The sequence below is a fragment of the Micromonospora halophytica genome (assembly GCF_900090245.1).
Lineage (GTDB): Bacteria > Actinomycetota > Actinomycetes > Mycobacteriales > Micromonosporaceae > Micromonospora > Micromonospora halophytica.
Genome location: NZ_FMDN01000009.1, coordinates 166,899 through 192,557 on the forward strand (window position 1 = coordinate 166,899; position 25,659 = coordinate 192,557).

Sequence of the window (25,659 nt, forward strand, 5' to 3'; positions counted from 1 at the left end):
AGGTCGCACGGGTTGTCGTTCAGGCAGACTCCACCCCGACGCAGGCGTGCCCGGCCATGTCCTCGATCAGGGACTCCACCACCATCTCCTCCAGCAGCGTGACTCCCCGGGCCCGGACGGCCTCGGCCAGTGCCGGATCCCAGGGGGTGTCGTCGACGCGGCCGACGGGCGGGCCGGCGTCGGGCACGGCGCGCAGGTAGTCCTGCGCCCGCAGTCGCCACGGTCGCGCGCCGGTGCGGCTCATCACGTGCGCCGCGATCCGCAGGCCCTCTCCGTCGACGTCTCCGTGGTACCGCAGCTGCGCACCGGTCCCGGCGACGTCGCGCAGCAGAGTGATCGCCGCGGTGCTCGGCCAGCCGGCGACACAGACCAGAGGTGGGCAGGCATCGCCGAAACGGTGCAGGGCAACCGCCATCACCGCCGGGTTCTCGACGACGAACACCGGACCGGCCAGGTGGCCGACGGGGTGACGGTGGAGTTGGGCCAGCGTCACGACGCAGCCCTGACCGGCGTCCGCCCAGGCGTGCAGCGTGCGGGCGAGCGCCGAATCGCCGACGGGTCGCATTCCGGCGACCAGGACGGTGGTGGACAGTCCGTCGCAGGCGACGCCGGCCGAACTCCACCATCGTCGGCGGTTCTCGGCGTCGGCCGGGTGGTCCTCGCCGTGCAGTGTCGCCAAGGCGCGCAGCACCAGCTTGCCGAGTCGGCTGTCGTCGTCCAGCGCGTGGGAGTCGCCGGTGATCCGAGCGGCCAGGACGGGCAGCGGTTCGCCGGCGGCAGGCAGGGCCGCCAGCACCTGAAAGGCCTGCTCCAGCAGACCACGGGTGGCACCGGGGTCGCCGTCGACGAGGCCGGCGGCACGGACGCGGTCGAGCCAGGTCAGCAGGGCCGGCTCGGCGACGACGACCGGATGCGCGGTCGCCCACTGCCACAGCTCGGCGCGCTCGGTCGCCCGGTCGCGGCGCTGGGCGGCCCGGTCGGTGAGCGGCCCGGTGATCGCCTCCACCACAGCCCGGGTGTCGAGCCCGCCGGTGGCGGCCCGCAGGATCGTGTCGAGTGTGCGCACCGAGACGGTGACCTCCTCCCCCGGCGTGTAGGCGAGCCCGAGCAGGTCGGCCAGGGCCTCCCGCTGCGCCGGTCGCAGGGCACGCAGGCGTACCCGGCTGACCGGTGCGTCGGTGGCCTCGAAGCGGCGTCGTGCCTCGGCCCACAGCGGCGCGAGGTCCGGACGGTCGAACCGGGCGGCTGTCACGTCTCGTCGTCGGCCACGACGTCGTGGCCGGTCCAGACGAAGCGGGCGGTGGTGACCGCGTCGTCGCCGTCCTGGCCGCCGGCGATCAGCTGGTGGATGGCGATGCCGTCGACCTCGGCGTAGGTGCACCACTCCTGGTCGGAGGTGAGCAGCAGGTCGAGGTCGAGGGCGCTCAGTACGGCCATCAGCTGCCCGCGGTTGGTCTGGTCGACGCCGACGAACACCTCGTCGAGCAGGATCAGTCGTGGTGCCGACGGTGCCGCGCGATAGTGGGCGCCCGCCGCCGCGAACAGCGGCAGGTGCAGCACGATCGCCTTCTCCCCGCCCGACTTGGCACCGTGCTGGCGTCGGGTGACCGGTGACCAGTCGCCCGTGCCCGAACGGATGTGCACGACAAACCGGTGCCAGCGACGGTAGTCGAGGGCGGCGCCGAGTTGCTGTTCCCAGCCGTCGGTGGAACCCGCGCTGCGGATTTCGTCGATGCGGGCGCGGAAGAAGTCGTGCAGGGCGGTGCGCTGGGTGTCGGTGAGTCGTGCCGGGTCCTGCAGGAGAAGTTCGCGGGCCTGCCGCAGTCGGGCGTCCAGGTCGGCGTTGACTTCCCAGACCAGCCGTACGCCGAGACCGGAGACGGTACGCACCTGTTCGAGCTGGGCGCTGATCTCGCGGACGAGATCGGCGGCCTGGCGGATGCGCTGCGCGACGTGCCGGCGGGTGTCGCCGGTGAGGGTGCGGTCGAACAGTTGCCGCTCTTCCTCGGTCAGGTGGGTCCGCATCTCGTCGCGTTCGGTGGTGAGCCGGTGCACGAGTGCGGTGGGGGTGGTGCGCAGACCGTCGACGGTGGCGGTGACGACCTGCACGTCGCACAGTTCGTCGGGGATCATCGCCAGGTCGGCGTATCCGGCCAGGGACGTGCTGATGACGTGCAGCTCGTTGCCCAGTTCCGCCTCGTCCTGGCGCAGGTGGCGGGGGCCGTGCGGCAGGCTTCCGATCTCCTCGGCGAGCTGACGGGCGGCCTGCAGGGTCGCGGTGACCGCACCGACGCCGGACAGGTCGGTGCTCAGTGCCGCGTCGGAGCCGAGGAGGTCGGCGAGTCGGGCCAGCCGAGCGACGGCGGTGTCGCGGACGGTGGTGGCTTCGTCGCGGTCGTGCTCGGCGTGCTCGGCACGGGCGTTGAGGTCGTGCAGCTGTCCGATCAGCGCGTCGTGGCGGGGCCGAAGCTGTCGCAGTTGCTGTTTGAGTGCCTCGGTGCGGTCCCGCAGCCTGTGCACCTCGTCGAGCACCGTCCGGTACTCGACGCCGACGGTGCCTTCCACCGCTTCGAGGCGGGCCGCCACCGCGGTCGCGGTCTCCTCGGCGGTCTGGGCGCGGTCGGCGTCCTCCTGGGCGGCGGCCATGGCGGCGTCGGTGGCGTGGCGGGCGTCGTCGAGGCGGGCGGCGGTGTGCTCCTGCCGTTCCCGGTCGGTTAGCCATCCGTCTGCTGCCTGTCGCAGGGTACGCAGCGCGTCGGTCAGTCGGTCGAGGTCGGCCGCGCTGGTGGGTAGGCCGTGTCGGGAGCCGACGAGGGTCAGTTCGCGCAGCGCGGTGCGGGCGGCCTCGTCGGCGGTGACCGCCTCGCGGGCGGCCTCGTCGAGGACGTCCTGTGCGCTGGCGAGTTTCAGCTCGGCGCGGTGGAGTTGTTCGGTCGCCCGGGTGAGGAGGCGGTGATCGGGTCGGGCTGCCGACTCCGCCCGGAGCAGGTTACGTCGCTCGGTCAGCTGCCGGATCGCCTCGGCCACCTGGGCGCGGTCGCTGTCGAGGTCGGCGAGTTGGGCGGTGAGGTCGGCGATCTGCCGCTGCCGGGACCGTTCCCGGGCTGCGGCGCCCAGGAACTCCACGTCCGGCTTGCCCGAGCTGCCGTGCAGCGGGCCGAGTCGCCAGGTGCCGTCGGCGCCGAGGGCCGCGACGTGGTGGGGTGCGCTCGCGGCGAATGCGACGCCGCCGAGCACGGCGGCGACCAGGCGGGACGGTACGGGTGCCTGGTCGTCGGGGTGGAGCACCGCGAGCAGGGATTCCTGGGGTGCGGGCAACGCGGTGGTCGCGGCCAGGTAGGTGTCGTGTCCGCGCCGGTCCGAGGTCACCGATCCGTCGGGCCAGATCCAGGCGTCGAGGAGTCCGGACGCCTCGAGTGCGGCTTCGACGGCGGCCCTCACCTCGGCCGGCACCTCGGGTCGCCAGTCGACCAGGCGCCACAGGGGGCCGCCGGGCCGGTCGGCGCGGGGTGCGGTCCGCTGCCGCGGCGGCGCCGGCTCGTGGGTGGCCGACGACGACAGCGTCGCCAGCCTCGCCGCCAGCGGTTCACGTCGCCGGTGCAGCTCGGCGTCGCGGGTGCGCTGGTCCGCGTACGCCGTGGCCAGCTGCTCTCGTGCGGTGGCGGCGAGGTCGCCGAGCAGGGCGCCGAGGGCCACCTCGTCACCGGCGAGGTCCGCCAGCTCGGCCGCACGCTCGGCGACCGGCAGCACCTGGCAGCCCGCCGCCCACCGGGCGATGCTGTCGCCGAGCGCGGTCAACGCTTCGTCGTGGGCGCGGGTGGCCTGTCGCAGTGCGGTGGCGGCGGTGTCCCGCTCGCTGCTGCGCCGCTCCCGTCGGGTCTGCGCCCGGTCACGTTCGGCAACCGCCCGTTCGTGGGTGGTCAACGCTTCCGCGACGGCGGTGATCTCGTCCTCCCGACCCCGGAGAATCCCGCGCAGCAGTTGCCGGGCCCGCGGTGTGGGTTCGGCGGTGAGCGGTTCGACCAGGGTGGCCATCCCGGCGGCCAACGCGGCGGTGGTGGTGTCCCGCCACGAGCGGCCGGTCTGTGCGGTGGCGGTGGCGACGTCGGCGGCGAGACGTTCGGCGTGTGCGGCGGTGCGTGCCGCCTCCGCACGGCGTTTCGCCGCCGTGTCGGTGGCGATGTCGGCGGCGCGGCGGGCGGTTGCCGCTTCCCGCCGCAACTGGTCGAGTTGGCGGCCCTCGCGGTAGGCGTCGCTGTCGCGCAGGCCGCCGATGGTTTCCTCGACGACGTTCTGCTCACGCTCGTTGGCGGCGATGGCGTCGGCGACCTGGGTCAGCTCGGCAGCGGCGGCCGCATGCTCCTGCCGGCGCTGCCGGGCGTCGCGGGTGACGTTGTCCAGGCTGGTGGTGGCCGTGACGAGTTCGGCGGCGCCGCGGCGCAACGCGCGGCGGGCGTAGCGGCGCTGCCGGTCGGCGAGCCTGGTCGCGGCAGTCACCTCCTCGTCGAGACGGGTGAGGCGCTCCCGGCGGCGGTCGAGCTGTTCGAAGCCCTCGGCGATCTCGGCCAGGTCGGTCGGGTCCAGCGGCGGCAGCGCCTTGGACAGCACCTCCGACAGGGCGTCGGGGTTCAGGTGCTCGGACAGCTTCGGGGTACGCAGTTGCAGCAGCGTGGCGATGAGTGCCTCGTACTGCGTCTCGTTGAGCCCTCGGAACAGGGTCTCCCGCACCACCCGGCGGTAGGACTCGGCGCCGGTGTGCACGGTGCCCCGGTCACCGAGGGCGTGGGTGAGGTCCTGGCGGGTCAGTGGGACGTTGCCGTCCTTGACCAGGTGCAGACCGCCGCTCCGCCCTACGCGCAGGTCGGTGGTGAAGTAGGTGGCGTCGACGGTGCGGGTGTTGGTGGAGGCGGCGAGCCGGGCGCCGCAGGTGAACCAGCGGTCGCCGCCGTGTCCGAACTCCAGCCACACGTAGCCGACGCGGGTGGTGTGCGGGTAGCCGTCGCCCATGAGGTTCCAGTGCATGGTGCGTTCGGAGCCGCCGAAGGTGGACAGCCGGGTCGGTCGCAGGTTCGCGTCGAGCAGGTACGGCAGCAGCAGCTCCAGCGCCTTGGACTTGCCGGTGCCGTTGGATCCGCGCAGCAGCAACCGACCCCGGTGGAAGGTGAACACCTCGTCGTAGTAGCGCCACACGTTGAGTACCCCGGCGCGGGTGGGCTGCCAGCGGTCGGCGCGCAGCGGGCCGTCGGCGGTGTCGCCTGCGGGCAGGGTCAGCACGGTCACGGGCGGCTCCTGGCGGATCGGGGTGCGACGACGGTGGGCGCGCCGACGGCGTACCGCGCGGCGGCCGGCAGTGCGTGGGCGGCGCCGCCGCTGCGGTGGACCAGCCCGAACCGGTCGAGCAGTGCCAGTGCCTCACCGGTCAACCGCTGCGGCCCGCCGTCGGAGCGGTAGGTGCGCGCCCAGCCCGGCAGCGCGGTGAACCGGTCGGTGAGCTGCCGGACGAGGTGTTCCTCGGCGACCGGGTCGGGGCGGGCGGCGAGGATGGTGTCGAGCAGCAGCAGCGCCGCCTGGCCGGCGACGCTGCCGCCGGCGGGGAACTTCTCGTCGGTGGCCACGGCGTCCGGGTCGACGGCCAGCAGCCCTTCGGCGCGTTCCTCCAGCAGCATGCCGGCCTCGGCCACGGCGGTGCGCAGCATCCGCCGGCCGGTGATGCTGGCCGCGTACGCGCGCTGCGCCTCGGACAGGTCGGCGAGGTAGACGACCGGGTCGTCGAGGAGGCGACGCACGATGCGGTGGCGTAGCCAGCGGTTGCGTAGCTCGTCGGAGACGTCGGCGTCGGGGTCGTCGGCGCCGCCGTAGCGGGGTTCGTGCACCAGCGCGGCGAGGTCGCCGTCGGGTAGCCGCGACGGCGACTGCCGTCCGGCGAGCAGCCGGACCAGCCGGGCGCTGTCGACGCGGTAGAGCACCTTGGCGTCGGCGTGTTGCAGGTAGGCGTCGGTGCTGCCGTCGACGGCGGTGAGCACGCCCAGCTCCTCCAGCGCGAGCAGGGCGTCGACGTAGGCGCGGCGGTCGTCGTGCCGGGAGCTGTCGAAGCCGGTGATGCCGGGCTCGACGGCGCAGGCGTGGGTCAGCCGCTCGGCGATGATGCCGATCGTGGTCACCGGCCCGGCGAGCAGTTCGGCCGCGACCAGGCAGAGCAGGGTGTAGCGGCGGCGGTCGAACGGGGTCCGGGCGCCGCGGGGGCGGCGTGCCGGCCGGTCGACCGGCGGCTGGGGTGACGTCTTCGTCAGGCGGGCGTAGCCGGCGCGGGGTTCGACGACCAGCCGCCAGCCGGTGTGCGTGTCGAACCAGGTGACCAGTTCGACGCGGTGCCGCACGACGAGGGCGAAGTTGTGGGGCGCGGCGTCGCGGGTGAGCAGCGGGCGAGCCAGCAGGGCGCGGATGGCCTGGGCGCGCTCGGTGGCCCGTTCCCGGTCGAGTTCGCTGCGCAGGTCGCTCATGCCGGCCGTCCGTCGGTCATCGCCAGCCGCAACGCGTCGACGGTCGGCGGTGCGCTTCCGCTCGGGGCGTCCGCCGCCGCAGACGGGCGGGGGACGGTCACCTGCGCAGCGCAGTCCGGGGCGCCGGGCGTCGCGGTGGGGCGGGCCTCGCTGATCGAGACCAGCAGGTCCGGGGCGGACAGCTGCCCGTGCGGCGTCCGCAACACCGCGCGGCCGGTGCCGTCGGCGTCGGTGAGGGTGACGACCAGCCGGCCGTCGGCGGTGGTCGCGCGTCGCACGCCGTGCCGTGCGGGGGCAGCCAGCGCCCGGGACAGCAGTTCCAGCAGACGTGTGAAGCTGCCCGGGTCGAGCTGCCCGAAGGCGGACAGCCGCACCGGGCCGGGCGTGGCCAGCTGCCGCCAGGCCCGCTCCAGTTCCCGCCGTTCGGCGACCACCCGCGCGCGGCGCAGCCGGCGTACCTCGGTCGTGTCGCGTACGCGGGCGGTGCGGGCGACCTTGTCGACCTGGCCGGTGGTGCGCAGCAGCGGCGACACCGGGGCGGCGGGTGCGTCCCACCAGGACGTGGCGGCCGACACGGCGCTCGGGTCGTCGAGGGCGAGGTGGGTGTGCCGGGCGGGCCACAAACCGAAGGCAGCCGACCACAGCTCGTGTGCCGCGTCGTCGGAGTCACAGGTGGCGAACCAGCGGGCCAGCGTGCGGAAGTCCGCAGCGGTGCTGACGCCACGACGGCGGCTGTCGGTCAGTCGTTCCAACGCCCGCATGAGGGCGACGATGGCGCGGCGGGCCACGTCGGCGAGCTGGTCGATACGGGGACGGGTGCCGTCGGCCGGCTGGAACCACGAGCACAGGCCGTCCCAGCGGGCGGCTCGCTGCTCGAGCCAGCGCGGGGCCGGATCGTCCCCGCCGGGCATGGCGGGCAGGTCCGCGCCGTGCAGGGCACGGTGGTGCAGGACGGTCACGCCCCGCCGCTGGATGCGCTGCACCGCGTCGGCGATGCGCTGCCGGCGCCCGTCGAGGTTGGTCACGAACTCCGACAGGTACGCGATGGTGGCCTGCTTGACCTCGACGAACGTGGCAGGGTCGGTGCCTTCTTCGCGCAGCAGCCGCTGCAGTTGGCCGTTGAACTGTTTGGTGCTGGCCCGCAGCCCGGCGAGGTGTCCTTCCAGTTCCGTCAGCGCGGCGTAGACCCGCCGGTCGGGGGACGCCTCGGCGGTGAGCAGGTCGTGCAGCTCACCGAGGCGGTCGAGGATGGCGTCGAGCACCGCCGTCTGCAGGGCTCCGGTCGAGGACAGGTGCTGCACCGCGTGCAGCACACCCTCGTAGGCGGCTTCCCCCTTGCGGCTGAGCGAGTAGTGCAGGTTACGCCGCTCGTACTCGGCGGCGGAGGCGTAGTGGGCGGTGTGGTTCTGGGTACGCTCGACGAGTCCGTACCGGTGCAGGGCGGTGAGGGTGTAGTCCAGCGCGGTGTCGGTGACCGGCTCGTACCAGCCGACGGCGGGCAGCGCGGCGAGGATCTCGTCGAAGGTCAACGCGGCGACGAGCCGCTCGTGGGCCTCACCGAAGACCTGCATCACGGCGGTGTGCAGCTCCGCCCGGTCGGTGGTGGTGAAGGTGAACATGTCCGCCGGAACCTGACGGAACACCGGCCGCGCGCGGGGCTCGTCGGCCACCTACCCCCCTCAACTCCTCGTACGGACGGACGCATCCCGCAGGCTACCGGGCGGCGACGAGCAGACTACCGACCGCTGACCCCCATTCCATGACCATGAGGCCACGCTGTCGAAGGAGCACACGACGGCCCCCCGCTGACGCGTCCCGATTCGCCGGCCATCGGCTCGGTGTCGTCAGCCCTTCTCGGCGCCCTCGTTGCCGCCGCGCACGAAGTACCGTTGGAAGACCACGAAGAGGACGGCGACCGGAATGGTGGCCAGCAGCGCCGCGCCGAGCTTGAGCGGATACTGGGTGCCCTTGCCGAGCGAGCCGCTGACCAGGTCGGCGAGTCCTCGCGGCAGGGTGAACAGGTCCGGGTCCTGGACGGAGACCAGGCTGTGCGGGAACTCGTTCCAGGAGCCCTGGAACGACAGGATGGTCAGGGTGATCAGCGCCGGCCGGGCCATCGGCAGCACCACCGACCAGTAGGTGCGGAAGACGCCGGCCCCGTCGATGCGGGCGGCCTCCTCCACGCTGACCGGGATCGACTCGAAGAACTGCTTCATGATGAAGACCCCGGCCGCGTCGGCGAGCAGCGGCACGATCAGCCCGGCGTAGCTGTTGTAGATGCCGAGCTGGTTGAGCACCAGGAACTTCGGGATGAGCAGGACGACGCCGGGTACCGCCATCACCGCGATGACCGCGGCGAAGAGCCCGGCCCTGCCGCGGAAGCGCAGCCGGGCCAGGGCGTACCCGGCGAGCGAGTCGAAGAAGACCCGGCCGAGGGTGACCAGCACGGTGACCAGCAGCGAGTTGCCCAGCCAGAGCGGGAAGTTGGTGCCGGCGAAGATTCGTTCGAAACCGGCGGTGGTCACCGGGTCGGCGAATGGGGACAGCGGGTTCGCCGCCGCGTCCGGCTCGGTCTTGAACGAGTTGCCGAGCTGGATGACGAACGGGTAGAGGAAGACCAGTCCGAAGAAGATCAGGACGGCGTACCCGAGGATCCGGCTGGCCAGGGTGCGGGCGGCGCGGCGGTCGCGGCGGGTGGGCGTCGCCACCGGCGGGCGGGCGGTGAGCGCGGTCATGACGACGACCCTCCTGGTACGCGGCGTCGCCACCGACGGCCCGCGGCGGGCGCGTCGGTGTCGCGGTCGGCCATCACCCGGCGCTGCAGCAGGGTGAACACGATGATGATGAGGAACAGTACGAACGAGATGGCCGCGCCCGAGCCGTAGTCGAAGTCCCGGAACGCGGTCCGGTACGACAGGTACGCCGGGGTGATCGTGGTCTTGGCCGGCTCCCCCTGGCTCATCACGTACACCTGGTCGAAGACCTGCCAGGAGCCGATCAGGCCGAGGGTGAGCACGAGGAACGTGGTCGCTCTGATCATCGGCAGCGTGACGTGGCGGAACCGTTGCCAGCGGGACGCGCCGTCCAGGGTGCTCGCCTCGTCGAGGGCCACCGGCACGCTCTGCAAGGCGGCGAGGAACATCAGCATGAAGGTGCCGGAGGTGGTCCAGACGACCAGCGCGATGATCGAGGTCATCGCGACGCTCGGCCCGGATAGCCAGTCCCACCAGCTCAGCCCGAACGGGCCGCCGTCGGTGAGGGCGGCCGGCGCGGTGTCCAGCCCGAGCGTGGCGAGCAGCAGGTGCAGCACGCCGCGGGAGTCGGCGAACCACTGGGGGCCGTCGATGCCGAGGACGCCGAGCAGTTGGTTGACCGCGCCGGAGTTGGCGAACAGGAACAGGAAGACCACGCTGATCGCCACCGAGCTGGTCACGGAGGGGAAGTAGAAGGCGCTGCGGAAGAACGCCTTGCCGCGCAGCATCCGGTTGTTGACGATCAACGCGAGGCCGAGGGCGAGCGCGGTCTGGGCCGGTACGACGATCGCGACGTAGTAGATGTTGTTGCGGATGCTGGTCATGAGGTCACGGCGGGCCAGCCCGTCCTCGGTGAACAGTGTGGTGTAGTTGTCGACGCCGACGAACGGCACCTGGGTGGTGAAGGGGCTGCCCTGGCCGTTCCAGTCGGTGAGGCTCACCCAGAGCGCCATCAGGATCGGCAGCAGCAGGAAGAGCCCGAGGATCACGATCACCGGGGCGACGAAGAGCCAGCCGGCCAGGTTCTCGTTGCCTCGGATGCCACGTCCGGTGCGCCGCGGTGGGCGCTCGCCGGTGGTGGCCGGCGCCGCCGGTGCTTCGGTTGTCATCTCCCCCTCCTTCGACTCGCGGGTGGCCGGTGCGGGGGCGCCGCCCGGCGGCGCCCCCGCGGGTCACGTCAGCCGCCGAGTGCTGCCTTGGCGTTCTTGTCGAAGGTGGCGAGGACGGTCTTCGGGTCGGCGTTGGCCAGGCCTTGCAGGCCGGTGTCCAGGTCGCCGACGACGCTGTCCATCTTGGGGGCGTTCACCGGTCCCTGGGCGTACGCGGCGCCGGCGATGAACGGCGCGTCGGCAGGGAACGCGGCGGTGTACTGGTCGCGGACGGACTGCCGGGAGGGCATCACGCCGAACGCCTTGGCGAACGTCATCTGCTGGTCGCCGGCGGTCATCGCCTCGACGAACCTGATCGCCTGCTCCTTGTACTTCGACTTGGCCGCGATCCCCCAGCACTGGGTGAAGGAGAGTGTTCCCTTGCCCTTCGGGCCGGCGGGCAGCTCGACGACCTTGTACTTGACGTTCGGGAAGTCGTTCTGCAGGGCACCCTTGATCCAGTTGCCTTCGATGGTCATGACCGCTCTGCCCTTGCCGAACGCCTCACCGGACCAGCCGGCGTCGAGCTGCTTGGGGTAGCGGGCCAGCCCTTCGGTGAGCAGCGACTTGACGTAGGTGAGGGCGGCCTGGTTCTGCGGGGTGTCGGCGGTGGGGCGCTTGCCGTCGGGGCTGAGCAGCCAGCCGCCGTTCTGCACCAGGAACGCGCCGATACGGTCTCGGGTGTCGCCGAGCGCCAGCGGCACCTGCCCCTTGGCTTTGATCTTACGGGCGGTGGCGGTGAGCTGCTCCCAGTTCGTCGGCACGTCGGCGTCGGTCAGTCCGGCCTTGGTCCACAGGTCGGTGTTGATCTGCAGGGCGAGGGTGGAGAAGTCCTTCGGCGCGCAGTAGAGCTTGCCGTCGTAGGTGAACGTGGTCCGCAGGCTGTCGTAGAAGTCGTCGGGGTTGCTGATCCGGTCGCCGTAGGGCTCGAGGGCGCCGACGCTGGCGTAGTCGGCGAAGCGGGCCGCGTCGACGTAGAAGACGTCCGGCGGGGTGCCGCCGGCGAGGGCCTGGCCGAGCTGCTGGGTGAGGTCCTGGGCGGGGGTGACGGTGGCCTGGTTGCCGGAGCTGCTCGCCCACCTGGCGGCGGCGTCCTGCACGGCCTTGGTCTCGGCGTCGCCGGAGGAGCCGATCAGGATCTGAAGGTTGGCCGGTCCGCCGGACTGCGCGACGTCGGAGCTGTCGTCGTCGAAACCGCTTCCGCAGGCCGCGGTGCCGAAGAGGGCGACGGTGGCGAGGCCGGCCACTGCCGCGCGGGTGAGGGATCGAGGTGCCATCTGTTCTCCTGGGTGGGGGATGCGGTGCGACAGGGGTGTCAGGCGCTGCGGCGGCGCACCAGCGTGGGCTGGAGCAGCACCGGTCCGGGGGTGCGGTGCGGGCCGTCGAGGACCGCGGTGAGCAGGTCGACGCAGCGGGCGGCGGCCTCGCCGAGGGGCTGGCTGACACTGGTCAGGCCGACCGCGGCGGCGACCGGGGTGTCGTCGAAGCCGATCACCGGCACGGGTGGCTCGCTCGCGCACGCGGCCTTCAGGGCGCCCAGTGCGAGGGAGTCGCTGGCGCAGAGCAGGGCGGTCGGCGGCGTGGCCAGGGCGAGCAGTTCGCCGGCGCAGCGCTCGCCGTGCGGGATGCCGTCGACGGTCTCCCGGGCCAGTCCGGCCGGGTCCACGCCGGCCGCGCGGAGGGTGTCGTGCCAGCCCGCACGACGGTCGTCGCCGACGCCGGAGCCGGCCGGCCAGCCGATCCAGCCGATCCGCCGGTGTCCCGACGCCAGCAGGTGGCGGGTGGCCTGGGCGGTGCCGGCGGCGCCGTCGACGTCGACCCAGCAGTGCGCGTCGAGGTCGTCCCAGGGGCGGCCGAAGGTCACGAAGGGCACGCCCCGCTCGGCGAGCCAGGTGGTACGCGGGTCGCCGTGGTCCGTGCCGGTGAGCACGAACCCGTCGAGGTCGTACGAGGCGAGCAGGTCGTCGTAGACGGCGATCTCCCGTTCGGCGTCGGCGGCGGTGAACAGCATGGTGCGGTAGCCGGCGGTCTCCCCGGTCTCGGTGAGCCCGTGCAGGAACCGGTCGAGCACCGAGCCGTTGATCCCGTCGCGGGTGGGCTCGATCCGGGTGGCGATCAGCCGGGAGCGGCCGGTGCGCATCTGGCGGGCGGCCTGGTTGGTGCGGTAGCCGAGGGCGGCGATGGCTTCCTGCACCCGGCGGCGGGTCTCCTCCCGCACGATGTGCGGGGCGTTGAGCACGTTGGACACCGTCTGCCGGCTGACCCGGGCATGCTTGGCCACCGTCGTGATGGTCACCTTTTCGGGCACTTGATCCCTCTCGCCGTCTTGATCGATCCAACTCGAATGAGGCACGATTGGAACGTTCAAGTTGCTGGAATGTTTCGCACTTTGCACCGCCCGGGACGGCTTGTCAAGACGTCGCCCGCACCCCCTCAGGACCTGGAGACACCCCGTGATCGAACGCCACCTGCAACCCCTGCTGCACGAGCTGGTCGGAGCGGTCCTGGCCCCGACCAGCGCGCTGGGTGACCGGGCCGGGCAGATCCGCCCGACCGGCGTCCAGGGCGTCTTCCACGCCGATACCCGGGTGCTGTCCCGGGCCGAGCTGCGCATCGACGACCGGGAGCCGGAGGCGCTCACCCACGGCCCCGCCGGCCCTCACGGCACGCGCTTCGTCGGCCTGGCCCGCTGGCTCGGCGACCCCGGCCCGGACCCCACCGTCCGGGTCGAACGGACCCGCCGGGTCGGCCCGCACGGCCTCGACGAGGAGGTACGCGTCGTCTCCACCGCCGCCGTGCCGGTCCAGGCCACGGTCGGCGTCGACCTGGCCTGCGACCTCGCCCCGATCGAGGTGGTGAAGTCAGGCGCCACGACGGCGCCGCTGAAGGCCAGGCCCGGGCAACCCGGCCAGGTCAGCTGGACCGCCGACGGCGTCACGGTGACCGTCACCGGCGACGGCGCGACCGGGCACGCCGACGGTGACCGGGCCACCGCGCCCCGGCTCTGCTGGCCGATCACCCTCAGGCCGCGGGAGACGGTCACCCTCCGATGGCGGCTGCGCGTGCACGACCCGCGCGCCGTGGTGACCGCCCCGGCGGGTGAGCCGGAGTGGGCCCGCCCCCAGGTCCGCGCCGACGACCGCCGCCTGGTCCGACTGCTCGACCGGTCGCTGGACGACCTGCGCGGGCTGCGACTCACCGACGCCACCGCCCCCGGCGACGTCTTCCTCGGCGCCGGGGTGCCCTGGTTCCTCACCCTGTTCGGCCGCGACAGCCTCTGGGCGGCCCGGATGATGCTGCCGCTCGGCACCGACCTGGCCGCCGGAACCCTGCGGGTGCTCGCCCGGCGTCAGGGCGCCCGCGTGGACCCGGCCACCGGAGAGGCCCCCGGCAAGATCCTGCACGAGCTGCGCCGACACGAGTTCACCCTCGACGACGGACTACGACTGCCACCGGCGTACTACGGCACCGTCGACGCCACCATGCTCTGGGTGTCGCTGCTGCACGACGCCTGGCGGTGGGGGCTGCCCGCCGACCAGATCGAGCCGCTGCTGCCGCACCTCGAGGCGGCGCTCGGCTGGCTCGGCGAACACGCCGACGCCGACGGCGACGGCCTCGTCGAGTACGTCGACACCACCGGGCACGGCCTGGCCAACCAGGGATGGAAGGACTCCGGCGACGCGGTCCGCTTCCACGACGGCCGGCTCGCCGCGCCGCCCATCGTGCTGGCCGAGGTGCAGGGGTACGCGTACCAGGCGGCGATCAACGGCGCCGACCTGCTCGACGCCTTCGGCCGTCCCGGCGGCGACCGGTGGCGCGGGTACGCCGCCCGGCTGGCCGAACGCTTCCGGGCCTCGTTCTGGGTCGACGGTGGCCCCGACGGCCCCCGCCCGGCGCTCGCGCTGGACCGGGACAAGCGCCCGGTCGATTCGCTGACCAGCAACATCGGTCACCTGCTCGGCACGGGCCTGCTGTCGGTCGAGGAGGAGACCCGGGTGGCGGCCCTGCTCACCGGCGCGGCGCTGGCCGGCGGCTTCGGCCTGCGGACGATGTCGATCGACGACGCCGGGTTCAGCTCGCTGTCGTACCACTGCGGGTCGATCTGGGCGCACGACACCGCGATCGTGCTGGCCGGGCTGGCCCGGGCCGGCTTCCGGCAGGCCGCGCTCGGCCTGGCCGAAGGGCTGCTCGGCGCCGCCGAGGCGTTCGACTACCGGCTGCCCGAGCTGTACGGCGGTGACGACCGTGACCTGCTCGGCCGGCCGACGCCGTACCCGGCCGCCTGCCGACCCCAGGCGTGGTCGGCGGCAGCCGCGGTGCTGCTGCTCCAGGCGGCCACCGGCCTCTACCCGGACGTGCCCGCCGGCACGGTACGGCTCGCTCCGCTGGCCGGCGCGGAGCTGGGCGCGGTCGCCGTCGCCGGGCTGCGGGTGGCCGGCGCCCCGGTCGACGTCACCGTCGACCGGGACGGCGCAGCCGCCGTGTCCGGCCTGCCCGGGCACCTCAGCGTCACGAAGCCGGCCGCCGGCAGGTCGACGGTGCCGGCCCCCCGGCCCGCCGACGACACCGTCGCGCTTCCCCGCTGACCGGGGCCAGCCTGCTGGGGCACGGACGGATCTCTCGGGGCGACGGATCGAGCCCGGCGACAGGTCCGCGCAGCGCCCTTGCCTGGGCGCTGCGCGGAGGCCGGGTTCGAGGTCCCGACGTCAGACGACGACCAGTTCGTCCGACGCGGGGACCTGCGCCTGGTCGTAGAACCAGCCCAGGTGGTCGAGCAGGGCCTCCCGGGCGTCGGGGTCGGTGAGGACCGTCAGCGGGAAGCCCGGGCGCAGGGCGATCTTCGCGGCGGCGATGTCCACGCCCGGCAGCTGGTTCAGCCGCTGGCGCAGCTCCTCGCGCAGGGCGACGTCGTCGAAGGGCGTCCGGATGCTGAGGTGCTGGAACACGATCTCGAACTTCCCGTTCGGGTAGATCGCCGCCGGCCAGATGTTGCCGAGTTCGTGGTCCTTGCCCCGCGCCATGAGGAAGCACGAGGTCTCCCCGCCGGTGCCGTAGGACAACCTGCCGCCCATGCTGGTCCACGCGTCGAGCACCACCCGGACGGCGGTGGCGACCGCCGGACCTTGCAGGGTGGTCATCTGCTCGATGAACCGGGCGGCGTAGTCGACGCCCTGGCCGGGTCGGGGCCGGGGCAGCCGCTCCGGCAGGTCCTCGGGCGTCACCCCGGCCAGCTGCGCCAGCTCCACCGTGCCGACCCGCTGGGCCTGGTCCGCGCGACCGCGCCCGTCGAACTGCACACCCTCGGCGCGCAGCAGCTCGACGGGGTCGTCGGTGCGGTTCGGGTCGGGCCACCGGAAACCGGGCGAGACGGTGCCCTCGACCTGCAGCACCCGGTGGGCGTTCGGCACCGGACAGTTGGCGAGCCGGGCGCCGACCGGCACCGGAGCGGTGCCGATGAGGGCGGCCAGGTCACCGTACGTGGTCCAGGAGCCGGCGGGCAGCTCGGCGAGGGCCTTCGTCATGACGTCCCACGGCACCTCGGACTGGTCGCCCGCCTGCTCGGTGGGGCCCGGCCAGATGGAGATGATCAGCTCGGCGAGCTTGTCGGCCCGGGCGTGGATCTCGGTGCGGCCCCAGCGGTCCTGGGCGGCGATCTCCTGGCTCAGCCTGATTCCGCTCTTGGCCAGCTCAACCCGCTTCGCGGGGAAGGACTTGTTCCCCAGCTCCGAGTTGTAGCCGGTGAGGGTCAGGTTCCCCAGGGTGTGCACCAGGGCCTCGTACGCCTCGTCGAAGTTCTCGTCCTGACCGAGGTCGGCGGCGAGCATCTGGCGCCACTCCGCGGTGGGGGTCTGTGGCAGCACATGCTCGATGGTCGCCTTGTCCAGCGCCACCGGCTCCTTGCTCTCGTACGACTCCTCCAGCCAGCGCAGCACCAGGTTACGCTGCTGCGGGCGACCGTTGAGGTAGTACGGGATGGAGCGCACTGCGGCGCGCACGCCGGCGTCGGTGGCGTAGTACTTACGCCCGGTCGACAGGTAGGCCCGCACCGCCTCGTCGACCGGCAGGTCCCGGTCCATCTCGGTGACGACGGAGAGCAGGATCCGGTTGATGTTCGCCGTGGCCCGGCCGATCAGCAGACGCCGGACGAAGAAGCTCTCCACGTACCGCATCGCGGAGGCGATCTGCTCGGAGCTGGCCGTACCGTGGTCCCGCCGGTCGAGCAGGTGCAGCAGCAGCGGGTAGACGGTGGTGGTGCCCCAGGCGCTGAGCCGCTCCAGCCGTCGCCGTACGCCCGGATCCGGCTCCTCGGCGGGGTGGAGGATGACCCGCAGGAGCGCGCCGAGTCGGCTGAACCGCCGGACCTCCGCCTCGATCTCCTCCTCGGCGCGCAGCCGTTCGAGCCGGGCCTGCTGGACCGCGTAGATGTCGGTCTGCTTGACTCGGGCGTCGCGGTGGACCAGGTCGAGCCAGAAGAGCAGCTCCAGCTCCGCCGAGGTCAGGCGAGTCTGCAGCGGCAGCCAGAGCGACCGGTAGACGGCTTCGCCTCGGGTGGGCAGCCGCATGAAGAGGTAGTTGCGCAGCAGGTCACCCTGGGTGAGCTTCAGGCCGGTGTTGTTCAGCGACTCGAAGATCCGGTAGACGTTGTCCCCCGGCTGGGCGGTGACCGACACCAGCGCCAGGCCCGTGACGACGGCGCTCTCGATGCCCGCGATGTCCAGCGGATCGTCCGGGTCGTCCTCGGCGGCGGCGAGCTGGTCGGCGAAGAACTGGTACGCGACACCCACCGGGTCGGTGCCGCCGGCCTGCGGAGTCGAGTCGAGGCAGGCCACGTACGCGTCCCGGTCGGCCTGGGTGGGAACGAGCTTCCACCGGCCCTGCCCCTGCTCCCACGGGTTGGTCAGGTACTGCTGGTTGAGCCGGTCGCGGTGTTTCGGGTCCTCGCGCGTCGCCCGGTGGTCACGGATGGCGCAGAGCAGAAGGGTCAGGCTGGTCAGCCGCTGCTGGCCGTCCACCACCAGATACTCGGCGACACCGGCGGGGCCGATCGTGGGGCTGGGTGCGAGGACCAGCGAGCCGATGAAGTGCGTCGCCGTCGGGTTGTCCGCCCGGTCCTCGGCGAGCTTGCGGACGTCCTCCCACAGCCGCGCCAACTGGGCCTTCGTCCACGAGTAGGTGCGCTGGTAGAGAGGAACCTGGTACTGCTTGGTCCCTTCCAGCAGACCCTGCAGCGTGGTTTCCACCGCCGCGACCATTCCCGACTCCCGTCCATCGGACCCGCCCTGAGCCGGAAAGACAAACAGATCCGAACGCGGCAGGCAACCCGGCCCACCACCACGCAGCGCCACCGGTTGATAACGTGGCGGCGGCATCGTCGACCAATCCATGTCGATGTCCCCTGGGGAGGGTCAGGAATGTGGGCGGACGAGGCCGCACTGGACGAGGCGACGCGCCGGCTCGACGACTGGGAGTCGTCCATCGCCGAACGGGCAGCCCGCTCGAAGGCACTGTCCGCGCAGGTCCAGGCGCTGACCGGCTCCGCCCGCAGCCCCGACCGGACGGTCGAGGTGACCGTCGATTCCGCAGGAATGCTGGTCGATCTGCGGCTGGACGAACGCACCCGGCAACACTCGGCGGCGCACACCGCCCGCCAGATCCTCGCCACCACCCGGGCCGCGCACGTCGACCTGCTGCGGCAGGTCACCGAGGCGACCACCCGAACCCTCGGTGTCGGCGATCCGACAGCGGTGGCGCTCGTCGAGTCGTACCGGCGTCGGTTGGATCCCGACCGGGGCACACCGGATGCCCGGCGGTGACGGCATCCAGGTCGACCCCGACGACCTGACCCGCCACGCCGCGCGCCTCGACCGCAGCGCCGACAGTCTCGACACCGCCCGGCAGGCCGGGCAGCACGTCCGCCTGAGCGGCGACGCGTACGGGCAGTTGTGCGCGGTCATGCCGCTGCTGCTCGACGGTCTGCAGCGCACCCTCGTCGACGGCATCGGCACCGCCGTCGACTCGGTACGCGACACGGCCGGCAAACTAAGGACCGGCGCGGACAACTACCGGGCCGCCGACACCCGGGCCGAACGGCGGCTGCACCGAGCGCGGGGCGACCGGTGACGGCCAACCCGCTCGTCGCCACCGCCGCCGACACCCCACCCAGCGCCTGGGCCGGCGTGTGGATCCTCGAAGACATCGAGCTCATCGCCCAGGGCGTGCACAACGGCAGTTGGATCGACGGCAGCCTCGGCGTGGTCAGTGCCGGCCTGGACGCCCTCGCCTTCGTCTCCGACCCGGTCGGCGCGCTGCTGCAGTACGGCATCGCCTGGCTCATCGAGCACGTCAAGCCGCTCAGCGAGGCACTGGACTGGCTGGCAGGTGACCCGGCGCAGATCACCGCCCACGCCCAGACCTGGCGCAACGTCGCCGCCTCCCTGCGCAACGAGGCCGCCGAACTGGCCGGTGCCGTCCGCGCCGACGTCGCCGGCTGGGGTGGCAGCGCCGGCCCCGCCTACCGGGCCTGGGCCGCCGAACAGCAACAGGCCGTCACCGGGCTCGCGCAGGGCGCCGACACCCTGGCCGCCGTCACCGAAGGGGCCGCCGGTCTGGTCGCCGCCGTCCGGCTGCTGGTCCGCGACGCCATCGCCACCTGCGTCTCCCGCCTGATCGTGTACGCGGGTGAACTGATCGTCACCGGCGGGTTCGCGGCGCCTGTGGTGGTGGAGCAGGTGACGACGCTGGTGGCGTCGTGGGCGGCACGGATCGCCCGGCTGCTGCGGGGGTTGCTGGCGAGTCTGCGGCGGCTGATGCCGGAGATCCGGCGGCTCGGTGACCTCATCGAGAAGCTGAAGCAGGCACTGAACCGGATCGCCGGGATGGGTCCTTCCGACCGTATGGGGAGACGCCGGGACTGGGCGGACCCGCGAGACCGGCCGATCGCGCCCAAGAGACCACCGGACTCTGCCCTGCCAGCGGGCGATCCGGTGTATCACACCGACCACTCGACGGTGATCGGCTACGACGCGAAGACGACGCGGAACATGGATAAGGTCCTCCCCCACGCGGGGCACCATGACGTCGTCGTGCACGGCACCGACGAGGGATTCTTCATCCCCGGTAAGATCTCCGCCGAGGGGGCCGACATGGACGGGCATCCGACCGGCGCAGCACAGATCGCCGCTGCCATCAGGGAGAACCCGGCATACCACGGGGAGCCCGTTCGCCTGGTGTCCTGTTACTCCGGCACGATCAACCCGCAGGCAATCGAGGCTGTGCCGCTCGCGCAACAGGTCGCAAACGAACTTGGCGTGAGCGTGATCGCTCCGACGAATCGTGTCGGCACGAACCGGTGGGCGGCCGAGCCTGAGCCGCCTACCGTGGCGGACGGGGGAGCATGGGTGATCTTCACCCCGGAACCGAGGGCTTACCGATGAAGACTGTGGGATTCTTCCGCGAACTCGGGCCGGAGCCGGTCGAGGTCTATGCGGAAAGCATCCACGATCACCTCGCCGCCTCGCCACTGCCGGACGCCACTCTGGTCACCAGGTACCTGCGCGACGGACACGGGCTGATCGACGTGATGGGAGCGGAGCGAGACGTGCTCGGCAGCGGCCGATTCCTTGTCGGCGGTGCGTCGGTGATGACCGACGGGACATGGCTTTGGCGCGACGACCTCCAGTTCTACCTGGCCACCTACCACGTACGCCTTCCTGAGGAGTTTCTCGCCCTCGTACGGGCCAACGACTACCAGGTTCCCGATCTTCCGATCGAGGAACTTCGCGCGGCGAGCAAAGAGGCGATGCGCATCCTCGGATACCACCAAGCCCCGTTCCCTCCGCCCCCGTGACCGGAACGGCACCACCTTTGCATTCCCTCACTCGTCAGCGCCAGGCTCATCGGGGCAGGCGGCGGGAGCAGGGGCCGTCGTGGTCGGCGCGGAGCAGGCAGCGCCGGCCGCCGGGCATCAGCAGGTCGCAGAAGACCCGATGACGGACGTTCTGGTGGTCCTCTTCGGAGACGGTGATCTCCCCCGGGTCGGTCTGCGGCAGCACCAGCAGCCAACGCCCGGCCACCCGGGCCAGCCGCTGCGCGGCCGGCAGGTTGGCGGCGACGACGGGCAGGTGGATGACGTACCGCTGGGTCATGCCTCGTGTCCCTGGTCGGCGCGGGCGCGGGCCTGGTCGGACTGCCAGCGGCGCAGCGCGTCCTTGATGACGGCGGTCTCCCGGCGGCTGGCGGCCAGGGCCGCGTAGACGGTGGCCATGTCACCGGCGACCCGATCGAGGAAGTGGTACACGTCGGCCGGTTCCAGGCCGCGGCGTCCAAGCCCGACATGCTTGAATCGGCGCTCGCGCACCTGCCACGGCAGCAGACTGGTGTACGCCGAGGAGCGGTAAGTTGCTCCCGGTCGCTGGTTGCGGACGCTCATCTGCCGACTACCTCTCCCTCGTGGACTGGAAGGGGTGGCCCGTCCGCCCTCCCCGCACGCACGGGCCACCCCGCCCTGCCGCCGCAGCTTCGATCAGCGGTACGACACCAGGGCCTGTGGTCATCCTGTGACGGTGCGCAGCAGCGAAGCAACGTTCCACGGCAGAATTTTTCCCAGAGGTATTGACTTTCTTTCCTGCTACCGGTAGCTGTTACATGGCTAGGTAACGCAGTGTTGCGTAATGGAATCAAGGAGTGCACGGGTGACAGAGGACGTCGGATCGACCGTGCCGCGCCGGCAACTCGGCCGGCTGCTGCGCCAGTACCGCACCGAGGCGGGCGTGACCCTCGACGCCGCCGCCGAGGCCCTCGAATACAGCCGGCAGAAGATCTGGCGGATCGAATGCGGCATGGGCCCGGTCCGGGTACTCGACGTCAAAGCGATGTGCGAGCTGTACGGGGTGTCCGCCGAGATGACCGAGGCGATGCGCGGGCTCGCCACGGAGACGAAGTCCAAGGGCTGGTGGCACGCGTACGGAGACGCGGTGCCGAGCTGGTTCGAGCTGTACGTGGGGCTGGAGTCCGCCGCCGCCCACCTCCGTCAGTACGAGGAGACGTTGATCCCCGGGCTGCTCCAGACTCGTCAGTATGCGCTCGGACTGGCCCGACTCGACCGTCCCTCAGCCAACGAGGAGGAGCGCGAGCGAGCGGTCGAGGTGCGGTTGCAGCGTCAGAGCCTACTCACCCGCCGACTCCCCCAGCCGCCCCGCCTCGACGCGACTCTGTCGGAGGCGGTGCTACACCGGACCGTCGGCAGCCGGGGCGTGATGATCGGGCAACTCACGCGATTGTTGGAGGTCGCGGAGCTGCCGAACGTCACCGTGCGGGTGCTCCCGTTCGCCGCCGGGGCGCACGCGGGTTCGGTCGCCGGCTCCTTCGTGATCCTCGATTTCCCCGCGACGAAGGGTGGCCGAGCCGCGCCGGAACCGTCCGTGGCCTACAGCGAGTCGCTGACCGGGGCGCTGTACCTCGACAAGCCCGATGAGCTGGCGGCCTACCGTGCGGCGTGGAAGAGCCTGGATGCGCTCGCCCTCGATGAGGCACAATCGACCGACATGATCAAGAGGATCATCGGGGAGCTGCGGCATGACTGACCTGACCGGCGCCGTCTGGCGCAAGAGCACTCGTAGCGGCGGCAACGGCGGCAACTGCGTCGAGGTTGCCACCAACCTTCCCGACGTTGTCGCCGTACGCGACTCCAAGGACCCGGACGGCCCAGCGCTCATCTTCACGCCGAATGCCTGGTCGGCCCTGATCACCGCTGCCGGCTCACCTACCCTCAGTTCGAACGCGTGACGCTGGCCGTCGGCGGCGGATGCTCGTCGACCACTGCCGCTTCCAGCCACTCGATGTGGCACTGCTCGGCTCGTTCCCGGCAGTAGGCGGCAAGCTCGGCGTGCTCTACCACCTGGGCCAACTCTTGTGCGAGGTCCGCAAACTCGCGGCGCGCCCGGGTGACATCGCCGACAAGCGCGCGCAGATCGGCCAGGTCCACTCGCAAAGCGATCAGCTGAGCTGGTTGCGAGCGGTCAGCTGATCGGAGCGCGCCTTCGAGCACCTCGGCGGCTTGCGCGAAGCGTTCCTGCTCGGCCAATTCGCGGACTCGGTTGCGAAGATCGGAGAGATCCACACCGGAGGCCCCAGTGGTGGAGATCGTGGGGGTGCGCTGGTGGTGCGGTGCCCTGGTGTCGGGCTGGTAGGTCACGTGGTCGTCGCGGAACGGCCGCAGAATGTTGTCGACATCCCTGGCGGACGCCGGCCGATCCCTCGGGCTCTTGGCCAGGAGACATAGCAGAAGGTGAGCGATGTCTTCCGGTACGTCCGGACGTCTGTCGATGATGACCGGAACCGGCGCCCGCGCGTGCAGTCTAAGCATGTCAGCCGCGTTGCTCGCCTGGTAAGGCGGCTCACCGGTGAGCATCTCGAACAGGACACAGCCCACGGCGTAGAGGTCTGCGGCGGGCCCGACCTGCTCGCCGGTGGCCTGCTCCGGGGCGATGTAGGCAGGTGTTCCCAGGGTGCTACCGGTCGCGGTCAGGCGAGAGGCCTCGGCGGGTGCGATGAGGGCCGCCACGCCGAAGTCCAGAACCTTGACCATGCCGGCCGCGGTGACCATGAGGTTCTGGGGCTTGAGGTCTCGGTGCACCAGTGCGGCCTCGTGGGCGGCGTCGAGTACGCAGCAGAGCTGCGAGGCGATGGATGTGGCCTGGCCGACGTCGAGTGGCCCCTGCTCGGCGATGAGGTCCGCCAGGTCGGTGCCTCGGATGAGCTGCATGACCAGGTACAGATCGTCGCCGTGTTCGCCGAGGTCGTACACGGAGGGGACGCCCGGATGGTCGAGTCGCGCGGTGGCCCGGGCCTCCCGGCGAAACCGCTTTACCGCGGTGTCCCGTTCGTCCGCAGGAACCTCCATCTTGCGCAGGAACTTGACGGCGACGGGTCGGTCGAGTCGCTCGTCGTAGCCGGCCCAGACCTGTCCCATGCCGCCCCGTCCGATGGGGTAGGTCAGCTCGTACCGTCCGCCGATGCGGTCGCGGGCCTGCACCTTCACCTCTCCTCGCCCGAGCGGCGACCCCTGCCGGTGTGGCGGGGGCCTGGGCTCACGGTAGCTGCCGCTGGACGAGCCGGCTGGTCAGGAAGGGGCTTGGGGTGCCGTGCCAGAAGACGGCGAGTTCGTCGCGAGGGCGGGTGGCGGCGACGAACAGCAGGGACCGGTCCCGTTGGCGCTCGCGTTGGTAACGCTTGGGGTCGCTGTCACGGTAGCGGTGGATCATCTGCCGGGGCACGAGACCGTCACTGACAGCAGCGATGATCATGCGCTGGTATTCGAGACCCTTGAACCGATGCATGGTGCCGACGTGGATGCCGTCGGGCTGCTGCGGACCGTCGGGGCCGATCTCCACGGCCGTCAGCCCGTCGGCGGTGAGCCTGTTGATCACCTCGGCGGCGAGTTCCCTGGTGGGGACGCAGACGGCCAGGGAGCCGTCCGTGGGGTTACCCCAGGTCCGTACCTGCTCAGCGATGAGGTCCCGTTCCTGTGCCCAGGTGGCTGCGCCGCGGAACACGGGTCGGCCACCTCGCAGTAGGGACCGGTACCCGGCGAGGTCTTCCTCGCCGCCGTCGAGGTCGTCGTACACCTCGCCGGTCATCATCTGCAACGCGTCAGCGAGAATCTGACGGGTGGTGCGGTAGCTGAGGGTCAGACGCGAGGACCGGCCGCGGATGTTGACACCCAGGCTGCTCAACGTGACGTGATTGTCGTAGATGCGCTGGTGGGTGTCACCGGTGAGGAACATGTCGTCCGGCCCGGGCGCGACCATGGCGCGCAGCATCTTCCAGTGCGCCGCGCTGAGGTCCTGCGCCTCGTCCACCACCACATGCCGGTAGCGGGGGCGGTGGAAGGCGCCGGACGTCTCCCCGCCGGCAGCTGCGCGGTCCATTTCGAGCCGGGCTGCCCGCTGGGCCACCTGCCGCCAGGTCCACATGCCGCGGGCTTCGAGCCAGTGGTTGAACCGCTCGGTGAGCTGCCAGATCTGGTCCCGCTCGATGCGGGTCAGGCTGCGGCCGCGGTTCGGGCGACGTGCTTTGAAGTACTCGGTCCGCGAGTTGAGCACCTGGCCGAGGATCACCTGGGTCCACTCGGCGGCGAGGAACTCCGCGTCCCAGCCGGGCTCGCCGGTCTCGAGGAGGAACTCGCCCCAGAGGTCGGGTACCCGGTTGTCGTCGACGACGCGACGGCTGCCCCCCGCCTTCGCCTCGGTCACCACCCGGCTGGCCAGCCGGTCTATGTTGACGATGTCGACGCGGGCCACCAGTTCCTGGCCGCCAAGGGCGAGCAGCCGGGTGCGCAGGTCTGCGGCGAGGTTGCGGTTGAAGGTGGTGAGCAGGATCGGCTTGTCGGAGCCGGACGGAAGCTGCCGGGCCAGGTGCGCCACCCGGTGCAGGGCCACGATGGTCTTGCCTGTGCCGGGGCCGCCACCCACCCGTGCGGGACCCTTGTACTTCTTCTCGACCAGCTTGCGCTGGGTGGGGTGAAGGAAGATCTGCCACCGCTCGAATGCTTCGCCGATGATCGCCTGCAGCGCCTCGTCGTCCGAGGTGACCTGGGTCGCCGGGCGTTGCACCGCAGCCTCGAAGTCCTCCGGGTCGACCGGCTCGTCGGCCCGTACCGGTTCGGTGACCTGCTGGAGCACGTCGGCGTACGGCGTTCCGTCGTAGAGGGCGAAGAGCACGTCGGTGGTGAGCTGCGGCGCCCGGTCGAGCAGTTCCAGCAGTTCCGCCTCGGTGGTGAGCTCGCGGATCTGGGGCAGCAGCGGCTCGGAGACGCCGAGTTCCAGGAGTTGGGCGTCGGTGTACGTGTCGAAGATCGCCTTCTGCGCGGGCTCCGGCTCGGCGTCGGGCGGCACGACGCGACCGACGATGCTGTCGCCGACCGGAGCGAGGTCGACGACCTCGATGCCGCCGGTGACCCGGTTGATCCGGTACGCGTAGCGCGACAGATCGTCGTACACCTCACTGCGGTGCTTGACCGACACGAGCAGATAGTCACGGTCGGCGATGTGCAGGAGCAGCGCCCGGTAGTCCCTCTTGACCCGCGCGGACATCAGCCGGGAGTCGCCGCCCAGCGGCTTCAGGTCGAGACCCGGATTCTCCGGGTTGTGCCGGAACTTGTGCATGAACTCGTAGACCGCCCCGATGTCGGCGCGGTTGAGCTTCATGACCTCCTTGTCGGCCCGGTCCAGCATCCGCAGGTTGGCTCCGGTACCCATG

20 protein-coding genes are annotated in these 25,659 nt (G+C 71.7%); 7 read left to right on the forward strand and 13 right to left on the reverse strand.

The window, feature by feature from the left end:
* Window positions 1–19 precede the first annotated feature (19 nt).
* The 8 genes from GA0070560_RS15060 to GA0070560_RS15095 all read right to left on the reverse strand — a co-directional run bounded on the left by GA0070560_RS15060 (window position 20) and on the right by GA0070560_RS15095 (window position 12,682).
* Window positions 20–1,252: a TIGR02679 family protein gene (locus GA0070560_RS15060; RefSeq protein ID WP_091296932.1), complete on the reverse strand. Its 1,233-nt coding sequence runs from the start codon at window positions 1,250–1,252 to the stop codon at window positions 20–22.
* On the reverse strand, window positions 1,249–5,280 hold the full coding sequence (locus GA0070560_RS15065) for a TIGR02680 family protein (protein WP_170839413.1): 4,032 nt from the start codon (window positions 5,278–5,280) through the stop codon (window positions 1,249–1,251). The genes GA0070560_RS15060 and GA0070560_RS15065 overlap by 4 nt, the downstream gene beginning before the upstream one ends.
* Window positions 5,277–6,500 (reverse strand): TIGR02678 family protein, encoded by a 1,224-nt coding sequence (locus GA0070560_RS15070; RefSeq protein ID WP_091296939.1) that lies wholly within the window; start codon window positions 6,498–6,500, stop codon window positions 5,277–5,279. Before GA0070560_RS15070 ends, GA0070560_RS15065 begins: the two co-directional genes overlap by 4 nt.
* Complete coding sequence (locus GA0070560_RS15075) at window positions 6,497–8,170, reverse strand: TIGR02677 family protein (RefSeq protein ID WP_211565856.1); 1,674 nt, start codon at window positions 8,168–8,170, stop codon at window positions 6,497–6,499. The genes GA0070560_RS15070 and GA0070560_RS15075 overlap by 4 nt, the downstream gene beginning before the upstream one ends.
* A 174-nt stretch (window positions 8,171–8,344) precedes the next feature.
* Complete coding sequence (locus GA0070560_RS15080; RefSeq protein WP_091296944.1) at window positions 8,345–9,235, reverse strand: carbohydrate ABC transporter permease; 891 nt, start codon at window positions 9,233–9,235, stop codon at window positions 8,345–8,347.
* On the reverse strand, window positions 9,232–10,362 hold the full coding sequence (locus GA0070560_RS15085; RefSeq protein ID WP_091296950.1) for a carbohydrate ABC transporter permease: 1,131 nt from the start codon (window positions 10,360–10,362) through the stop codon (window positions 9,232–9,234). Before GA0070560_RS15085 ends, GA0070560_RS15080 begins: the two co-directional genes overlap by 4 nt.
* 68 nt (window positions 10,363–10,430) lie before the next feature.
* On the reverse strand, window positions 10,431–11,678 hold the full coding sequence (locus GA0070560_RS15090; protein WP_091296955.1) for a sugar ABC transporter substrate-binding protein: 1,248 nt from the start codon (window positions 11,676–11,678) through the stop codon (window positions 10,431–10,433).
* 38 nt (window positions 11,679–11,716) lie between these two features.
* Window positions 11,717–12,682, reverse strand: a complete 966-nt coding sequence (locus GA0070560_RS15095) for a LacI family DNA-binding transcriptional regulator (RefSeq protein WP_245675529.1) — start codon at window positions 12,680–12,682, stop codon at window positions 11,717–11,719.
* Window positions 12,683–12,854: 172 nt separating this feature from the next.
* Here GA0070560_RS15095 and GA0070560_RS15100 point away from each other — a divergent pair, with 172 nt between their 5' ends.
* Entirely contained in the window at window positions 12,855–14,987 is a 2,133-nt protein-coding gene (locus GA0070560_RS15100; RefSeq protein WP_091296961.1) for an amylo-alpha-1,6-glucosidase, read from the forward strand.
* Window positions 14,988–15,107: 120 nt separating this feature from the next.
* Here the strand turns inward: GA0070560_RS15100 and GA0070560_RS15105 are convergent, their stop codons facing one another.
* The gene (locus GA0070560_RS15105) at window positions 15,108–17,642 is read right to left on the reverse strand and encodes a GmrSD restriction endonuclease domain-containing protein (protein ID WP_245675530.1); all 2,535 of its coding nucleotides are present in this window, start codon (window positions 17,640–17,642) and stop codon (window positions 15,108–15,110) included.
* 171 nt (window positions 17,643–17,813) lie between these two features.
* Between GA0070560_RS15105 and GA0070560_RS15110 the strand changes: the two genes are divergently transcribed.
* The 4 genes from GA0070560_RS15110 to GA0070560_RS15125 are packed head-to-tail and all read left to right on the forward strand — an operon-like array spanning window position 17,814 to window position 20,248.
* Window positions 17,814–18,215 carry a hypothetical protein gene (locus tag GA0070560_RS15110; protein ID WP_091296967.1) on the forward strand — a complete coding sequence of 134 codons (402 nt, stop codon included), beginning with the start codon at window positions 17,814–17,816 and terminating at the stop codon, window positions 18,213–18,215.
* Window positions 18,202–18,522, forward strand: a complete 321-nt coding sequence (locus tag GA0070560_RS15115) for a type VII secretion target (protein ID WP_091296971.1) — start codon at window positions 18,202–18,204, stop codon at window positions 18,520–18,522. The genes GA0070560_RS15110 and GA0070560_RS15115 overlap by 14 nt, the downstream gene beginning before the upstream one ends.
* Window positions 18,519–19,835 (forward strand): WXG100 family type VII secretion target, encoded by a 1,317-nt coding sequence (locus GA0070560_RS29465; protein ID WP_245675531.1) that lies wholly within the window; start codon window positions 18,519–18,521, stop codon window positions 19,833–19,835. The genes GA0070560_RS15115 and GA0070560_RS29465 overlap by 4 nt, the downstream gene beginning before the upstream one ends.
* Window positions 19,832–20,248 carry a hypothetical protein gene (locus tag GA0070560_RS15125; RefSeq protein WP_091296975.1) on the forward strand — a complete coding sequence of 139 codons (417 nt, stop codon included), beginning with the start codon at window positions 19,832–19,834 and terminating at the stop codon, window positions 20,246–20,248. The genes GA0070560_RS29465 and GA0070560_RS15125 overlap by 4 nt, the downstream gene beginning before the upstream one ends.
* A 46-nt stretch (window positions 20,249–20,294) precedes the next feature.
* On the opposite strand, the gene GA0070560_RS15130 is transcribed toward GA0070560_RS15125, so the two are convergent.
* Together GA0070560_RS15130 and GA0070560_RS15135 are read right to left on the reverse strand one after the other, a co-directional pair.
* The gene (locus tag GA0070560_RS15130; RefSeq protein WP_091296979.1) at window positions 20,295–20,546 is read right to left on the reverse strand and encodes a hypothetical protein; all 252 of its coding nucleotides are present in this window, start codon (window positions 20,544–20,546) and stop codon (window positions 20,295–20,297) included.
* The gene (locus tag GA0070560_RS15135) at window positions 20,543–20,830 is read right to left on the reverse strand and encodes a DivIVA domain-containing protein (RefSeq protein WP_091296981.1); all 288 of its coding nucleotides are present in this window, start codon (window positions 20,828–20,830) and stop codon (window positions 20,543–20,545) included. The genes GA0070560_RS15130 and GA0070560_RS15135 overlap by 4 nt, the downstream gene beginning before the upstream one ends.
* Window positions 20,831–21,092: 262 nt before the next feature.
* Here GA0070560_RS15135 and GA0070560_RS15140 point away from each other — a divergent pair, with 262 nt between their 5' ends.
* On the forward strand, window positions 21,093–21,983 hold the full coding sequence (locus GA0070560_RS15140; RefSeq protein WP_091296984.1) for a helix-turn-helix domain-containing protein: 891 nt from the start codon (window positions 21,093–21,095) through the stop codon (window positions 21,981–21,983).
* Window positions 21,976–22,185, forward strand: coding sequence for a DUF397 domain-containing protein (locus GA0070560_RS15145; RefSeq protein ID WP_091296987.1), 210 nt, complete (start codon window positions 21,976–21,978; stop codon window positions 22,183–22,185). Before GA0070560_RS15140 ends, GA0070560_RS15145 begins: the two co-directional genes overlap by 8 nt.
* Here the strand turns inward: GA0070560_RS15145 and GA0070560_RS15150 are convergent.
* Both GA0070560_RS15150 and GA0070560_RS15155 read right to left on the reverse strand, forming a co-directional pair.
* Complete coding sequence (locus tag GA0070560_RS15150) at window positions 22,169–23,440, reverse strand: serine/threonine-protein kinase (RefSeq protein ID WP_245675532.1); 1,272 nt, start codon at window positions 23,438–23,440, stop codon at window positions 22,169–22,171. The two genes, GA0070560_RS15145 and GA0070560_RS15150, sit on opposite strands and share 17 nt — an antisense overlap.
* A 49-nt stretch (window positions 23,441–23,489) precedes the next feature.
* On the reverse strand, window positions 23,490–25,658 hold the full coding sequence (locus tag GA0070560_RS15155; RefSeq protein ID WP_091296990.1) for a UvrD-helicase domain-containing protein: 2,169 nt from the start codon (window positions 25,656–25,658) through the stop codon (window positions 23,490–23,492).
* Window position 25,659 lies beyond the last annotated feature (1 nt).

Excerpts from the sequence above, each read along its gene's own strand:
- GA0070560_RS15070 (WP_091296939.1), bottom strand. The coding sequence starts at position 6,500 with ATGAGCGACCTGCGCAGCGAACTCGACCGGGAACGGGCCACCGAGCGC.
- GA0070560_RS15080 (WP_091296944.1), bottom strand. The coding sequence starts at position 9,235 with ATGACCGCGCTCACCGCCCGCCCGCCGGTGGCGACGCCCACCCGCCGC.
- GA0070560_RS15085 (WP_091296950.1), bottom strand. The coding sequence starts at position 10,362 with ATGACAACCGAAGCACCGGCGGCGCCGGCCACCACCGGCGAGCGCCCA.
- GA0070560_RS15090 (WP_091296955.1), bottom strand. The coding sequence starts at position 11,678 with ATGGCACCTCGATCCCTCACCCGCGCGGCAGTGGCCGGCCTCGCCACC.
- GA0070560_RS15110 (WP_091296967.1), top strand. The coding sequence starts at position 17,814 with ATGTGGGCGGACGAGGCCGCACTGGACGAGGCGACGCGCCGGCTCGAC.
- GA0070560_RS15115 (WP_091296971.1), top strand. The coding sequence starts at position 18,202 with ATGCCCGGCGGTGACGGCATCCAGGTCGACCCCGACGACCTGACCCGC.
- GA0070560_RS15125 (WP_091296975.1), top strand. The coding sequence starts at position 19,832 with ATGAAGACTGTGGGATTCTTCCGCGAACTCGGGCCGGAGCCGGTCGAG.
- GA0070560_RS15130 (WP_091296979.1), bottom strand. The coding sequence starts at position 20,546 with ATGACCCAGCGGTACGTCATCCACCTGCCCGTCGTCGCCGCCAACCTG.
- GA0070560_RS15135 (WP_091296981.1), bottom strand. The coding sequence starts at position 20,830 with ATGAGCGTCCGCAACCAGCGACCGGGAGCAACTTACCGCTCCTCGGCG.
- GA0070560_RS15145 (WP_091296987.1), top strand. The coding sequence starts at position 21,976 with ATGACTGACCTGACCGGCGCCGTCTGGCGCAAGAGCACTCGTAGCGGC.
- GA0070560_RS15155 (WP_091296990.1), bottom strand. The coding sequence starts at position 25,658 with ATGGGTACCGGAGCCAACCTGCGGATGCTGGACCGGGCCGACAAGGAG.